This window comes from Mesorhizobium sp. M0306 (assembly GCF_040321655.1).
In the GTDB taxonomy this organism is placed as follows: domain Bacteria; phylum Pseudomonadota; class Alphaproteobacteria; order Rhizobiales; family Rhizobiaceae; genus Mesorhizobium.
Genome location: NZ_JAMYRY010000004.1, coordinates 179,062 through 191,679, shown reverse-complemented (window position 1 = coordinate 191,679; position 12,618 = coordinate 179,062). Strand labels below are relative to the sequence as shown.

The window sequence follows — 12,618 nt, the reverse complement described above, 5'->3', positions numbered from 1 at the left end:
TCTTTTCGTCGATAAGCAACAAACGATGCGCTTGGATTTTGGTTGCGCCGCCGACGATTCACTCCGGCGATGGGCAGCGGCGGAACAAAACCTTCGGCCTGTGGGTTGGTGGGTTCACGCCAACGAAGGATTTGCAGTCATGGTCCGCTTGCTGCTTGCCGGAGCCGTCGCTTATCTGGCCTATCGCATCACCAAGGAGATCGGTGGGTCCGACGAGGTCGATCCGCGGTCGCCTTCACCCGACCAAACCGGCCGCAAGGTGCCGAGGCGGGAAAGCGGGGCGCAGAGGAATGGCCGACGGCGGTAGCGAATGCCTCCGCGGCGGCGCGGACCCGCCATGACCGCATTTCCGTTGCCGCTCGACCTTCGTCCGATGGAAGCCAAAGCCGCCGATGCAATTCCTGGCGGTGACGGGCTTTGGCAGTACGAACCGAAATGGGACGGGTTTCGCTGCCTCGTGTTCAAGGGCGACGATGCCGTCGATCTGCGTGCAAAATCGGGCAAGCCGCTTGGCCGCTATTTTCCCGAACTGGTCGCGGTGCTGCGCTATGTGAATTCGCGACGGTTTGTTGCCGACGGCGAGATCGTCATCGAGGTCGACGGATCGTCCTCGTTCGAGGCCCTGCAAATGCGCCTTCATCCAGCCGAAAGCAGGATCCGCAAGTTGAGCCTGGAGACGCCTGCCATGCTGGTCCTGTTCGACATGCTGGCCGAACCCGGCGGCAGGATCATCATCGAAGAGCCTCTCACCACCAGGAGGCAGGCGATTGAGGCCTTTGTCGCGTCGGCGGCACGGCCCGAACTGCACCTGTCCAATTATACGCACGACGCCGCCACCGCCGAGCGCTGGCTGCAGGGCGCCGGCCACGGCTCGACCGACGGTGTCGTTGCAAAACTGATCGCCGGGCCATACCGGCCCGGCGAGCGCGCCATGGTCAAGGTCAAGCGGCTGCGCACTGCGGATTGCGTGGTCGGCGGCTTTCGCTATCTCGCCGGCGGCAACGAAGTCGGATCCCTGCTGCTCGGCCTCTACAACGACGAAGGCAGGCTGGACCATGTCGGGTTCACCTCGACCATCGGCAAGGACGACAGGGCGGCGCTGACCAGACGGCTGGAAAAACTGCGGGCCAAACCGGGTTTCACCGGCAAGGCGCCGGGCGGACCAAGCCGCTGGAGCACGGAGCGCAGCGGACAATGGGAACCGATAAAGCCTGAACTGGTGGTCGAGGTTCGTTTCGACCATGTGACAGGCGACCGGTTCCGGCATGGAACCAAGCTGTTGCGCTGGCGGCCGGACAAGGAGCCCCGGCAATGCACGTTCGAGCAGATCGAGTAAGTCGGTCCCGAGGCACCGCTTCAAGCTCTTGCTGCCCCGTTCTGCCGCCGACGACGGAACCAATGCAGAATTCGCTGGTTCGCCGCACTAGCCGAGCCACGGCAAACACTTGCCGAGGCTCGGAGGCGATCTGGTAGATCAAGCGGCTTCTTGCATTGCGCGTTCGTTGATACCGCTTTCGCCGAGCTTGGAAAGCGCTTCGTCGGTCGCGACCTCTTCCTTGAGAGTTGCCCTGAGCAGTTCGACAACGTCGCTCTTGCCAAGTTCTTCCGCCCACGCGATCAAAGTGCCGTAGCGAGCGATCTCGTAATGTTCGACAGCCTGCGCCGCACCGACAAGCCCGGCGTCGAGCGCGGGAGCACCGTTATACTCCTCGAGCATTTCCGAGCCCTCTTCGATGATTCCGTCAATAGCCGGACAGGTTTTGCTGCGAGCCGGCTTGCCGAATTTCTCGAACACCTCTTCCAGGCGGTCGACATGTCCTTCGGTTTCCATGCGGTGTTTCTCGAAGGCGGCGGTCACTTCTTCCGACTCCGCGCCCTTGGCCATTTTAGGCAGCGCTTTCAGTATCTTCTTCTCGGCGTAGTAGAGGTCTTTGAGCCCGTCGAGGAACAGATCCTCAAGGCCCTTGCTTGCCGCCTTCGCGGCCTTTTTCGTAGTCGCCATGATCCTCTCCCGAAGGTTGGTGGCCGCCTCTCAAAATAGAGGCGTCCGATAACCCACCGACGGGAAACAAGTTCCCTGACGGTCCGGGAGCTTTGAAAATTTTTCCGACCCGCCGTGTAGTGTCGCAAGGGGCCTCAACCTGCGGCAGCAATCGGCCAGGAAAGCGCCGTCAGCGCTCGCCGATATGCTCGACCAGGCGGGTATATTCGGCCTCGGCCAGGCCGTAGCCGCCATCCGCCAGTGCGACGAGACCATCGCGATCGCGAATGATAATTTCGCCGCGGCGGGACCGGATGAGCCCTCGCCCCTCAAGCAGCTGCAGCGCGACCGTGACGCCCGGGCGCCTTACGCCAAGCATGATCGACAGGAATTCGTGAGTGATGGTCAGCCGGCCGCCGTCCACCCGATCGTCACACATGAGCAGCCAGCGCGCCAGCCGGTCTTCAAGTTTCGATCGCGCGTTGACCAGCGCGGTATAGCCAGTCTGGACATGCAGATATTGCACGTAGCGCAGCAAGAACAGCCGCAGCGTCGGGCTTTGCGTCAGCGCCGCCTTGAACGGCTCGGCGTCGATCCTGGCGGCTTCTCCCGCCAGCTGCACATAGCAATCATGGACCGTACGGTCGTCGCCCATTATCAGGGCCGAGCCGGTCATACCTTCCAAGCCGACAAGGCCAACTTCCGCATCGCTGCCGTTCGGCATTTTCGCAACCACCGAACCGATGCCGTCCTCGAGGAAATAAATGGCCTCGATCGGCGATCCGGACACTTCGAGCGATTGCCGTAACTCCAGCGAACAGCGCTCGATGTGCGGCTCGAGAGAGGCGAAATCGCCGGCGCTCATCCGGCGCAACAGCTTGTTTTTGTATAGATTTTTATTGGAAATTGCTGGATCAGACATAGCTAGCCGCAAAACAGGGCAAGAGCTTTTTTATCTCCCAGCCGTCCGCGCCCGGTATAACCTGCGGACGATAACACCTATATAAGCACTCAAAGGTATGGAGCCTACTAAATAAAAAAATGAATCGATGCACGGCAGTTTCTCCTGCCGCTTGCCTACGAAAACATCCGACTGAAAGTTAGAGTTGGAAACGTACCAAAGACAGTTTGGTACGAAAGCGACAATTGAGATCATCGGGCGCGAAAGAGCCCGTCGCGAGGGATGCAACGGGCTCCATTCGGGCGTCGTGGGCTACGCCCAGTGATCCAAATGAGGGGTGGGTTGGATCGCAGCAACAATGCAGGTGGAAGGCAGTCGTTCCCAAACTGTCTGCTTGGTAATTTCCGTACATTGAGTTTGGAAGAGAGCGGCGCTAATTGAATTGGAGTCGTCCACACAGACATGGCGAGTGGACGCTTGAAAGACGCTTCGCGCTTTCGCCCTTTTCAAGGGAGGATGGCATGTCGATGCAAGGTGCAGCAACTCCAGCCGAACTGAGCGTGCTGAAAAAAGCGCTCGACGACTGCTGCCGCGAGTTGGGTGTTGCGGACGACAGTCCTGTCCGCGAGCGGTTGGCCGCCCGTATCATGTCGCTATTCAACGAGGGTGTGCTCAGCGCCGATCTGAAAGAAGCGCTGGCCGCCGATCGCCAACACTAAGCTGCTGCTATTGTGGTGTCCTCGGTGCCGAAAGGTTCGGCACCGGGTCGCCCTTTTTAGCCAGGGATCCTGGTTGGCCAAGGATCTTGGAAATCTTGTCTCTTCACGACAAAACGCCCGGCGCTTGTTACCAAGCGCCGGGTGTTTGGTCGTGAGCGTGACACTAAAGTGCGTCGCGCTCGACCGGCCCCATGCGACGCGCTTTAGGTTCCTGTTTTATGCATGTCGCTATCACAAAACCGCTGCACACTTTTGCGCGACATACATCAAATGCGCCCAAGCAGGACCAGGATGATGACTATAAGCAACACCAGGCCGAGGCCGCCACCACCGTAATAGCCGGTGCCATAGAACGGTCCGCCGCCCAAGCCGCTGAAGCCGCCAAGCAAGGCAAGGACCAAGATAATGATGAGAATGGTTCCAAGGCCCATGATGTCTGCTCTCCTTGTTTGCGCTGCCGCCATTCGCATCAGCGCGTCGCATTGTACAAAGGTATGAACTCGCAAGGAGCATTCCTGTTCCGGCGGGACGGTAAGGCGTACGCTCATGCGGCGAGCAAAATGCCGGGCTGTGCCGTTAGAAAAGTCCATAGATGCGTGCCCGCGGAGAATGGCATGCCGGCCACCTTGAACACCTGAGAACATGCTGAATTTCATAGGAAATTTGTCGGAACCTTCGCCAGCTCGAACGGTTGTTTTCGTAGTCGCAACGCGACGACCCTCGTAAAAAGGAGAAGCATCATGCTCACGAAAATTCTCGCAGCTTCGGCGCTTACGATCGGTCTGGCCACGTCAGCGATGGCCCAGAACGTCGGCGACCCCTCCGGAGCCGCTGCCGACGGTAGCGGGCGGACGGTCGTAGTCCCGGATAATGGCGGCCCTGACACCGGCACGGATTCGACCATCACCAACAGCATTCGCGATTTCTCAACGACGAATTCGAATGCCGACCGGAATTGCCCGCCGGGCCCGCAGGGGGCTCTGCCCGATGCGACCGGCAAGGCTCCGGACACGATGGCGCCGACGGTGAACGACAACCACTGCGGCAAGTAAGCGCCCGGTCATCACAGCCTGACGAGGCCGCGGAGCATAGGCTCCGCGGCCGGCTGGTTTTGCCGTAAAATCAGCCTAACGGCCGCGGTGGTCGAAGCTGACCGCGATATCCCGACCGTCCAGCGCCCGAACGATAAAGCCAACCAGCTCCTCGTCGGTTTGCCGGAACCAGGGAAAGCGTTTGCGCAAATCGGCTATGACGACGGTGGTCGAGAGAATGTCGCCGGAATGATAGTCGGCCATGATGGTATGAACGGCAGCGTCGGTGTCAATACCGATTCCTAGCGGCGACTTGATCTGCCCCACGGAAGCCTCCACCCATCTCTCCCAGCCAACGATAGCAAGACTGCGGCAAAGCGAAAGAGCTTGTACGATTCCGTACGATCTCGCGGCTTGCGTTGCACTTTCCACGACCCGGCCGGCGTCTTTTGTTTTGCGTTTCCAAACCATTGTTTGGCGTCGCGGCGGCTGTGGCCGCCGCGATCAGGCAACCTCGCCGCAGCTTCCGCGTTGAGCCATCGGAGGGATGACATCGGCCTCGGAGAACTTCCATGAAAACACTTCTATCCATCACTGCGGCAGCGCTGATGGCCGGCGCGCCTTTGGCTGCTTTTGCTCAATCGGCGACGCTGACGCCTCTAACGACCGACACCATGAGCAAGGTTGACACCGCGACGTTCGTCAAGACCGTGCCCATCGCCAATACATTCGAAATCGAATCGAGCCGACTTGCGCAGACGCAGGCGACTGCCGACGACGTGAAGGCATTCGCGGCGCAAATGGTCACGGACCACACCAAGGCCGGCGAGGACTTCAAGGCGGCGCTCAGCAGGGGTCAGACGACTTCGGCCACCGCGCCAGCCGGCCCGTCGCTGGACACCAAGCACCAGGCGCTGCTCGACCAACTTAAGGAGGCCAGCGGTGACAGCTTCCAATCGAAATATATCGACATGCAGACCCAGGCGCATAAGGAAGCGGTGGCGCTGTTTTCCGCTTACGCAAATTCCGGCGACGATCCGGCGATGAAGGAGTTTGCCAAGAAGACGCTGCCGGTGCTGCAAATGCACGAACGTCATGTCAAGGACCTCGCTGCCGCGCATCAATGAGAGCGAGGAGTGCCTTTTGCAAACGAAAGGCCGCCCCACACACGGCCTGTGTGAAGCGGCTGTCGTCCGGCCACACGGCCGGGAACAAAGCACCGAGAGTGCCGTTATTTATCCAATGGAAGGCGGCATTCGCCAGGCCTCAAGGATAGTAGCGCCGGCTTTCGGCACCGTCCTGGTCGCCGCTGTCACAGGCTGAAATCGCTTTCCGAACGGGACAGGCTGCCTTCATGCGCTACGGCGAGATATTTGCAAATGTTACGGCATTCATGTTGCTGGCGCTAATGGTCGGCGGCATCTTCATCTTGTTTGGAGAACCGCTGTGGCCGCGGCACTACGCGAGAATGGTACTGGTCACGGATATCGATGCCATGATCACCGCGTCAGTCCGAACAAGCTGCGTGCCCACTCCGTGCCTGCCCGACACCGTCGATCAGACCATGCTCACTCCTCGCCCCGAGGACGGACCTTGATTTGCGATTTGCAGACGCTGGAGCCGGGGTCGGAAAAGCCCGCCGCCCGAGCTGCGCGGCGGGCTTTTGGTGCAATCAACCCAACGTAGACCGTTTGGCCACAACTAGGTCAGGATAATCACGATCTTGTAGGTATTCGGATCGACGATGACGATCCGGCCATCGGCGAGCACGAAATACTCATAGCCTTCGTAAGCCGGAACGATCTTGACGATGCGCGCCGGAAGGCGATGCAGCCGGACCTTCTTTCGCGGAACCTCGATGCCGACAGAGATGTCGAAATCGACGCTGGAAACGGGTTGGACGTTCGTCTCCTTGATGACCTGAGTGATCTCCGTCTTCTGTTCAACGGTCACATTGCTGATGGAAGCGGTCGAACTCTGGTCCTGCGTCTGCGTAGAAGCATTGCCCTGAGTCTGCTCGGTGGTGGTTCCAGCCTTGCCCTGGGCTTGCTCATCGGTCTTCATCTTCGGTTTGCCCTGCGCCTGCTGGTCAGTCGTAGCGCCGGCCTTGCCCTGGGCCTGCTCGTCGGTCTTCAGCTTCGGTTTGCCCTGCGCCTGTTGATCAGTCGCAGCGCCGGCCTTGCCCTGAGCCTGCTCGTCCATCTTGGCGCCATTCTGGCAATTGGCAGCGCCGGCTGCGCAATTGGCGCCGGACTGGTCGTCGGTCGACTGCTGCGTCTGGGCAAGAGCAGCTCCGCAGCTGACGCTGATTGCTAGCATGCTGGTGATCAGAACGCCTTTCATGAGAGATCTCCTTGGAAAATGCGTCCCTTCACCGCGTAAAACTGCGGCTAAAAAATTTTGTTCCAAACCAATGGAGCGAAACGGCAAGCGATCCGAGTGGCGGAACAAGCTCCACCTGATGACGTTACCGGCCTATAGCGACCCCGCTGCGAACAGCATGACGCGGCGCAGCGCAGAGGTGGCTCACGACGAAAGGAGACGATCATGAGAATGCATCTTTCGGCAGCCGCGGCTGGGTTCTTGCTGCTTGCGGGTGTCGGCGCCGCTGCCGCTCAAGACGTGGTCATCGAACCGCAGCAGGAGACGATCGTACGCGAGTATGTGAAAAAGCAGCCTCTGGCGTCCGTCCAGCTTCCCGGCGTGGAGCTCAATGTCGGCTCGACCCTGCCCGATACCGTCGAGCTTCATGAAGTTCCCGACGTCAAATACCGCTATGTCGTCGTCGACAACCAGACCATCCTGGTCGATCCGGGCACACGCAGGATCGTGAAGGTCATCCAGTGAGCAATGCGCGTCGTTTTTTGAAGGGATATGCGGCGCGTCCTGCATTGTCGACATTCCAAACCGCTGCCCGTGTTGGGCATTCGGACGCAGAAAGGTCCGCCGTTTCGAAGCATGGCGGGCCTCATAGCGGAGACGACGTCCGGACAATTTCTGAACCAGCATTGGCTTAGAACGCTTGATCCCAGCACGCCCTGTGCTCGCCAGGCCCGAAACTTTGAGAGAATATTCCTGGCTTCGCATTTCGCGGGAAATACGGTGCTTTGATCCGACGGTCAGCATTCCCGATGATGCCGGTAAGGCTTGGCACTCCGCCTGGCCGCAACGACTTCAGAACCGACGGGATAGATCATGTCTGGGAACACCAACACTTTGCTCTCATTTCTCTCCGCAAGTATAAACCGGCGCGCCGGTCTGGCTGTACTTTTCGCGTCGGCGGTTGCGATTGTCGGCCTTGCTGCGCCGTCGTTCGCCGAAGACAAGACGGCGGTCAAGGTCGGCATCATGAGCGGCGAGGACGAGGATGTGTGGCGCGTCGTCACCGCCCAGGCGGCGGAGAGGGGGCTGACGATCGAGACCGTGGTGTTCAACGACTACACCCAGCCGAATGAAGCACTCGAGCGTGGCGAAATCGACGCCAACGCCTTCCAGCACAAGCCCTATCTCGACAACCAGATCAAGACGCAGGGCTATCACATCGTCCCGGTCGGCTATACCGGGGTCTGGCCGATCGGCCTCTATTCCAAGAAGTACACGAAGATTGCCGACCTGCCCGAAGGCGCGGTCATTGGCGTGCCGAACGACCCGTCCAATGAGGGCCGCGCACTGCGCGTTCTGCAGAGCGAAGGTCTGATCAAGCTCAGGGAAGGCACCGGCATTCTGGCTACGACGACCGACATTGCCGAAAACCCGAAGAAATTGGTCGTCAAGGAGCTTGACGCCGGGATTGTCGGGCGCTCGGTGGAAGACCTCGACGGGGCGATAGTCAACACGGATTGGGCACTGAAAAGCGGCCTCACACCGGAGAACCGCATCGCCCAGGAGGCGGTGGCCGACAATCCCTACCGCAACTTCATCGCGGTCAAGGCCGGCAATGAAAACCAGCCCTGGGTAAAGACATTGGTCGCCTCCTACCAGAACGAAAAGGTGAAGGCCGAATTCGACCGGGTCTACAAGGGAACCGGCATCAGCGCCTATTGATTTGCCGAACCGGTCCGGGTGCTGAAGCCCGGTCCATGAGGAAAGCGGTCCGTGTTGCAACGCGGACCGCGATCGCGTTTGTGGATCGCGAGACAGGAATTTTCATGAACCAGCATTTCGCCTCGGCCACCGAAATCATGCATCCCATCGGCAGCCGTTCCACCGGACCGGACGATGTCGTGCGCCTCGTCGAGCTGAAGCGCCGCTTCGGCGCTACGGCGGCGCTGGACGGCGTATCGCTCAGCGTGCGCCAGGGCGAGATCCTCGGCATCATCGGCCGCAGCGGCGCCGGCAAGTCGACGCTGATACGCTGTCTGAACGGCCTGGAGCGGCCGGATACAGGACAGGTCTTCATCGAAGGCCGCGACATCAGCCGGCTCGGCGAGCGCGAATTGCAGCCGCTGCGCCGGCGCATCGGCATGATCTTCCAGCATTTCAATCTGCTGTCCGCCAAGACGGTCGAAGACAATGTAGCGCTGCCGCTCAAGATCGAAGGCCGGCCCAGAGCCGAACGCCTGGCGCGCGCTGCCGAGTTGCTCGAGCTCGTCGGCCTGTCGGAGAAGGCGAAAGCCTATCCGGCGTCGCTTTCGGGCGGGCAGAAGCAGCGCGTCGGCATTGCCCGGGCGCTTGGGGCGCGCCCGGCGCTGCTGCTGTCGGACGAAGCGACCTCGGCGTTGGACCCGGAGACGACGCGCTCCATCCTTGCCTTGCTCAGAGACATCAACCGGCAGCTCGGCCTGACCATCCTGCTCATCACCCATGAGATGGAGGTGATCCGTTCGATCGCCGACCGGGTCGCGGTGATCGATGCCGGACGAATCGTCGAGCAAGGGCCGGTGTGGTCGGTGTTTGCCGATCCGAAGTCGGCGATCACACAAAGCCTGCTCGGCGGCATCAGGCCGCAATTGCCGGCGGAGATCGCAAGCCGGCTAACGCAGAACGCCGGCGTGGAGGCGATCCTCAGGATCGACGTGGCGGGTGAGGCCGCGCGAAGCCCGCTTTTGTCCGATCTTGCCTCGGCAGTTCCCGGCTCGTTCCGCCTGGTGCATGGCGGCATCGATCACGTCCAGCAGCAGCCTGTCGGGACACTGTTCGTGGCGGTCGCGGGCAGCAATGAAGGTCACCTGGCAGAGGTGATCGCGTTCTTGAAAGCTCGCCAAGCGCGGGTGGAGGTGCTTGGCCATGTCGCCGGTTCTGTTTGAGCTTCTCGTCCGTTCGATCTGGGAAACGATCCTGATGACAGCCGCCTCCGGCCTCATCTCGCTGGTTTTCGGGCTGCCGCTCGGCCTGGCGCTGGTCGCCACCGACCGCGGCGGCATCGCCGAAAACCTGTGGGTGAACCGCGCGCTCGGCGCGGTCATCAACGGTTTCCGCTCGGTGCCTTTCATCATCCTGCTGGTTGCGCTGATCCCGGTGACGCGGCTGATCGTCGGCACCTCGATCGGCACCTGGGCAGCGATTGTGCCGCTGTCGATCGCGGCGACGCCCTACTACGCCCGGATCGCCGAAGTGTCGCTGCGCGAGGTCGACCACGGGCTGATCGAAGCGGCGCGCGCCATGGGCGGCAACCGCTGGACGATCATTCGCGAGGTGCTGGTGCCGGAAGCGTTGCCCGGCATCGTCGCCGGCTTCACGGTGACGCTGGTGACGCTTATCGGCGCCTCGGCCATGGCCGGCGCCATCGGCGCCGGCGGGCTGGGCGACCTCGCCATCCGCTACGGCTACCAGCGCTTCGAAACGTCCGTCATGATCGCCGTGGTCATCGTCCTGATCGTCCTGGTCTGCGGCATCCAGTGGGCCGGCGACCGGCTGGTCGCGAGGCTGGATCACAGGGCATAGCTGTGCGCAGCGGTCTGGGCGATATGCCAGCACCCGGTGAGACCCTCACTGCCGGTCCGGCTTCTCCACCGCGCTCAGCGCCGCCAAGCCTTGTAGAGGCTGCTCTCCGGTTTGCAAAAATAGCTGGATCGGTTGCTCATCCTCTGCGCCTTTATAGGCTAACGGAATACCTCTGATTTGAGCGGGCATGTCCCAATCGAGCGGCCGATCCTCCGACGCGAACCACTTGCATCGCCGAATCTCCACCCAATGCCGGCGAATTGACAAACAATTGCCGAGGCCGTCGTCTTCGTAGCCGAACTCCACTCCACAGCACGAACATATGATGTAGCTGGGTTCTTTGCCGTTCTCGCCCCATGGCAGATCGGGAGATTGATCGAGGCCGCAGACACGGCATTTGAATTTGTCTTGTGGATTCATTTGATCCCGAACAGGTCTCTGGCTTGCTCTGCCGTATAGTAGCCGAGCTTGACATCCCGAGCGACCAGTTCCGAATCGCGCTGCAAGGGATCGCCATAGCCGCCACCGCCCGGCGTGCCGACGCGCACGCGGTCGCCGGCCTTCAACGCGATGTCCTGCTCCTTGGAGAGGTGCGGCGGCACATGCGCCTCGCCGTCGCGGAACACGGTCACCGTGTTGACCGCGCCGTCCTTGCCGCCGAGCGCGCCTTGCGGGCCGAACCGGCCGTGATCCATGACGAAGGAGGCGCGGGCGTCGCCGCGCAGGATCTCGACCTCATAGGCAAGCCCAAAACCGCCGCGGTGCTTGCCGGCGCCGCCCGAGCCTTCGCGCAGGGCGTAGTGGCGGTAGAGCACCGGGAAGGCCTGCTCCATGATTTCGACCGGCGGCGACTTGGAGATGCCTATGGTCGAGCAGCCATTGGTCAAACCGTCGTGACCGGCATTGCCGCCATAGCCGCCGCCGGAGATCTGGTACATGACATAATCGCGGCCGCGGGCCGGATCGTTGCCGCCGAGCGCGAAATTGCCGCTGGAGCCGGCCGGAGCCGCCGTCACCTTGTCCGGCAGCGCCTGCACCATCGCCGCGAACACCGCCTCGGCGATGCGCTGCGAGACTTCGGCCGCGCAGCCCGACACAGGGCGCGGATATTTGGCGTCGAGGAAGGTGCCCTCCGGCCGCTTGACGATCAGCGGCTCGAAGGCGCCGGCGCTGATCGGCACGTCGGGGAAAATATGGCGCATGGCGAGATAGACCGAGGACAAGGTCGTCGCTAGAACGCTGTTCATCGGCCCAGCGCAGGGCTTTGACGAGCCCGAGAAGTCGAAGCTGAGTGTGTCGCCTTTTTTCTCGACGGCCAGCGCGATGATCAGGGGCTCGTTGACCACGCCGTCGGAATCAACAAAAGCCTGCGACCGGTAAGTGCCGTCGGGAATGGCCGATATGTTGGCGCGCATCTGTTCAGCGGCGCGGCGCCGCAATTCGGCGATCGCATCGACAACCGTTTCATCTCCGTAACGATCCAGAATGCCGTTGAGCCGGTCCTGGCCGATCAGCAGTGCCGCCGCCTGCGCCCGGATGTCGCCGATGCGCTGGTCGGCAACCCTGATGTTCGAGCAGATGATGGCGTAGATCTCGCGATCGAGCACGCCCTTCTTGAATAATTTCACCGGCGGCAGTCGCAAGCCTTCCTGCTCGACCGCTGTTGCCGAGGCGGAGAAGCCGCCCGGCACCGAACCGCCGATGTCGGGCCAGTGGCCGGTGTTCGACAGCCAGCAGAATATTTTGCCGCCGCGATAGACCGGCATGGCGAAGCGCACATCCATGAGATGGGTGCCGCCGAGATAGGGATCGTTGACGATGTAGATATCGCCTGGCTCGGGCGGCAGGCAGCGACCGTCGGCGATCATCTCGATCACCGTTTTGGTCGAATACTGCATGACGCCGACGAACACCGGCAGGCCCTGGCTGCCTTGCGCGATGAGCGAACCATCGACTGCCGAATAGATGCCATCCGAACGGTCATTGGCCTCGGCGATGACAGGCGAGAACGCGGCGCGCGAAAACGTCAGGTCCATTTCGTCGCAGACCTGCTGTAGCGCCGCCTGGATGACCGAAAGGGTGATGGCGTCGAGCTTTTCCATC

17 protein-coding genes are annotated in these 12,618 nt (G+C 61.3%); 10 read left to right on the top strand and 7 right to left on the bottom strand.

The window, feature by feature from the left end:
• Window positions 1-139: 139 nt before the first annotated feature.
• Both NKI95_RS09525 and NKI95_RS09520 read left to right on the top strand, forming a co-directional pair.
• Window positions 140-307: a hypothetical protein gene (locus NKI95_RS09525; protein WP_352716223.1), complete on the top strand. Its 168-nt coding sequence runs from the start codon at window positions 140-142 to the stop codon at window positions 305-307.
• Between the two features lie 30 nt (window positions 308-337).
• Window positions 338-1,336 carry an ATP-dependent DNA ligase gene (locus NKI95_RS09520; protein ID WP_352716221.1) on the top strand — a complete coding sequence of 333 codons (999 nt, stop codon included), beginning with the start codon at window positions 338-340 and terminating at the stop codon, window positions 1,334-1,336.
• Between the two features lie 138 nt (window positions 1,337-1,474).
• Here NKI95_RS09520 and NKI95_RS09515 read toward each other — a convergent pair whose 3' ends face one another.
• Together NKI95_RS09515 and NKI95_RS09510 are read right to left on the bottom strand one after the other, a co-directional pair.
• Window positions 1,475-2,002 carry a YciE/YciF ferroxidase family protein gene (locus NKI95_RS09515; protein WP_352716220.1) on the bottom strand — a complete coding sequence of 176 codons (528 nt, stop codon included), beginning with the start codon at window positions 2,000-2,002 and terminating at the stop codon, window positions 1,475-1,477.
• Between the two features lie 169 nt (window positions 2,003-2,171).
• Window positions 2,172-2,846, bottom strand: a complete 675-nt coding sequence (locus NKI95_RS09510; RefSeq protein ID WP_502894902.1) for a Crp/Fnr family transcriptional regulator — start codon at window positions 2,844-2,846, stop codon at window positions 2,172-2,174.
• A 557-nt stretch (window positions 2,847-3,403) separates the two neighbouring features.
• Between NKI95_RS09510 and NKI95_RS09505 the strand changes: the two genes are divergently transcribed.
• The gene (locus NKI95_RS09505; protein ID WP_292655400.1) at window positions 3,404-3,601 is read left to right on the top strand and encodes a hypothetical protein; all 198 of its coding nucleotides are present in this window, start codon (window positions 3,404-3,406) and stop codon (window positions 3,599-3,601) included.
• Window positions 3,602-3,867: 266 nt separating this feature from the next.
• Here NKI95_RS09505 and NKI95_RS09500 read toward each other — a convergent pair whose 3' ends face one another.
• Window positions 3,868-4,032 carry a DUF3309 family protein gene (locus NKI95_RS09500; RefSeq protein WP_023677107.1) on the bottom strand — a complete coding sequence of 55 codons (165 nt, stop codon included), beginning with the start codon at window positions 4,030-4,032 and terminating at the stop codon, window positions 3,868-3,870.
• Between the two features lie 309 nt (window positions 4,033-4,341).
• Between NKI95_RS09500 and NKI95_RS09495 the strand changes: the two genes are divergently transcribed.
• On the top strand, window positions 4,342-4,653 hold the full coding sequence (locus NKI95_RS09495) for a hypothetical protein (RefSeq protein ID WP_352716217.1): 312 nt from the start codon (window positions 4,342-4,344) through the stop codon (window positions 4,651-4,653).
• A 75-nt stretch (window positions 4,654-4,728) separates the two neighbouring features.
• Here the strand turns inward: NKI95_RS09495 and NKI95_RS09490 are convergent, their stop codons facing one another.
• A complete protein-coding gene (locus tag NKI95_RS09490) occupies window positions 4,729-4,971 on the bottom strand; it encodes a hypothetical protein (protein ID WP_023677110.1) in 243 nt (80 codons plus the stop codon).
• Between the two features lie 233 nt (window positions 4,972-5,204).
• Between NKI95_RS09490 and NKI95_RS09485 the strand changes: the two genes are divergently transcribed.
• Entirely contained in the window at window positions 5,205-5,759 is a 555-nt protein-coding gene (locus NKI95_RS09485) for a DUF4142 domain-containing protein (RefSeq protein WP_352716216.1), read from the top strand.
• A gap of 227 nt (window positions 5,760-5,986) precedes the next feature.
• Window positions 5,987-6,229, top strand: coding sequence for a polymerase (locus NKI95_RS09480; protein WP_352716213.1), 243 nt, complete (start codon window positions 5,987-5,989; stop codon window positions 6,227-6,229).
• Between the two features lie 104 nt (window positions 6,230-6,333).
• On the opposite strand, the gene NKI95_RS09475 is transcribed toward NKI95_RS09480, so the two are convergent.
• Complete coding sequence (locus tag NKI95_RS09475; protein ID WP_352716401.1) at window positions 6,334-6,975, bottom strand: DUF1236 domain-containing protein; 642 nt, start codon at window positions 6,973-6,975, stop codon at window positions 6,334-6,336.
• Window positions 6,976-7,179: 204 nt separating this feature from the next.
• Here NKI95_RS09475 and NKI95_RS09470 point away from each other — a divergent pair, with 204 nt between their 5' ends.
• The 4 genes from NKI95_RS09470 (at window position 7,180) to NKI95_RS09455 (ending at window position 10,515) form a co-directional block, all read left to right on the top strand.
• Window positions 7,180-7,479, top strand: a complete 300-nt coding sequence (locus NKI95_RS09470; RefSeq protein WP_352716210.1) for a DUF1236 domain-containing protein — start codon at window positions 7,180-7,182, stop codon at window positions 7,477-7,479.
• A 348-nt stretch (window positions 7,480-7,827) separates the two neighbouring features.
• Window positions 7,828-8,676, top strand: a complete 849-nt coding sequence (locus tag NKI95_RS09465; RefSeq protein ID WP_352716208.1) for a MetQ/NlpA family lipoprotein — start codon at window positions 7,828-7,830, stop codon at window positions 8,674-8,676.
• Window positions 8,677-8,780: 104 nt separating this feature from the next.
• Window positions 8,781-9,878: a methionine ABC transporter ATP-binding protein gene (locus NKI95_RS09460; protein WP_352716206.1), complete on the top strand. Its 1,098-nt coding sequence runs from the start codon at window positions 8,781-8,783 to the stop codon at window positions 9,876-9,878.
• Window positions 9,859-10,515, top strand: coding sequence for a methionine ABC transporter permease (locus NKI95_RS09455; protein WP_254815748.1), 657 nt, complete (start codon window positions 9,859-9,861; stop codon window positions 10,513-10,515). The genes NKI95_RS09460 and NKI95_RS09455 overlap by 20 nt, the downstream gene beginning before the upstream one ends.
• Window positions 10,516-10,560: 45 nt before the next feature.
• On the opposite strand, the gene NKI95_RS09450 is transcribed toward NKI95_RS09455, so the two are convergent.
• Window positions 10,561-10,935 carry a hypothetical protein gene (locus NKI95_RS09450; RefSeq protein ID WP_352716204.1) on the bottom strand — a complete coding sequence of 125 codons (375 nt, stop codon included), beginning with the start codon at window positions 10,933-10,935 and terminating at the stop codon, window positions 10,561-10,563.
• Entirely contained in the window at window positions 10,932-12,617 is a 1,686-nt protein-coding gene (locus NKI95_RS09445; protein WP_352716202.1) for a hydantoinase B/oxoprolinase family protein, read from the bottom strand. The genes NKI95_RS09450 and NKI95_RS09445 overlap by 4 nt, the downstream gene beginning before the upstream one ends.
• Window position 12,618 lies beyond the last annotated feature (1 nt).

Bases quoted from the DNA above. Each gene is read 5' to 3' on its own strand.
- NKI95_RS09525 (WP_352716223.1), top strand. From the start codon at position 140: ATGGTCCGCTTGCTGCTTGCCGGAGCCGTCGCTTATCTGGCCTATCGC.
- NKI95_RS09520 (WP_352716221.1), top strand. From the start codon at position 338: ATGACCGCATTTCCGTTGCCGCTCGACCTTCGTCCGATGGAAGCCAAA.
- NKI95_RS09515 (WP_352716220.1), bottom strand. From the start codon at position 2,002: ATGGCGACTACGAAAAAGGCCGCGAAGGCGGCAAGCAAGGGCCTTGAG.
- NKI95_RS09510 (WP_502894902.1), bottom strand. From the start codon at position 2,846: ATGAGCGCCGGCGATTTCGCCTCTCTCGAGCCGCACATCGAGCGCTGT.
- NKI95_RS09505 (WP_292655400.1), top strand. From the start codon at position 3,404: ATGTCGATGCAAGGTGCAGCAACTCCAGCCGAACTGAGCGTGCTGAAA.
- NKI95_RS09500 (WP_023677107.1), bottom strand. From the start codon at position 4,032: ATGGGCCTTGGAACCATTCTCATCATTATCTTGGTCCTTGCCTTGCTT.
- NKI95_RS09495 (WP_352716217.1), top strand. From the start codon at position 4,342: ATGCTCACGAAAATTCTCGCAGCTTCGGCGCTTACGATCGGTCTGGCC.
- NKI95_RS09485 (WP_352716216.1), top strand. From the start codon at position 5,205: ATGAAAACACTTCTATCCATCACTGCGGCAGCGCTGATGGCCGGCGCG.
- NKI95_RS09480 (WP_352716213.1), top strand. From the start codon at position 5,987: ATGCGCTACGGCGAGATATTTGCAAATGTTACGGCATTCATGTTGCTG.
- NKI95_RS09475 (WP_352716401.1), bottom strand. From the start codon at position 6,975: ATGAAAGGCGTTCTGATCACCAGCATGCTAGCAATCAGCGTCAGCTGC.
- NKI95_RS09470 (WP_352716210.1), top strand. From the start codon at position 7,180: ATGAGAATGCATCTTTCGGCAGCCGCGGCTGGGTTCTTGCTGCTTGCG.
- NKI95_RS09465 (WP_352716208.1), top strand. From the start codon at position 7,828: ATGTCTGGGAACACCAACACTTTGCTCTCATTTCTCTCCGCAAGTATA.
- NKI95_RS09460 (WP_352716206.1), top strand. From the start codon at position 8,781: ATGAACCAGCATTTCGCCTCGGCCACCGAAATCATGCATCCCATCGGC.
- NKI95_RS09455 (WP_254815748.1), top strand. From the start codon at position 9,859: ATGTCGCCGGTTCTGTTTGAGCTTCTCGTCCGTTCGATCTGGGAAACG.
- NKI95_RS09450 (WP_352716204.1), bottom strand. From the start codon at position 10,935: ATGAATCCACAAGACAAATTCAAATGCCGTGTCTGCGGCCTCGATCAA.
- NKI95_RS09445 (WP_352716202.1), bottom strand. From the start codon at position 12,617: ATGGAAAAGCTCGACGCCATCACCCTTTCGGTCATCCAGGCGGCGCTA.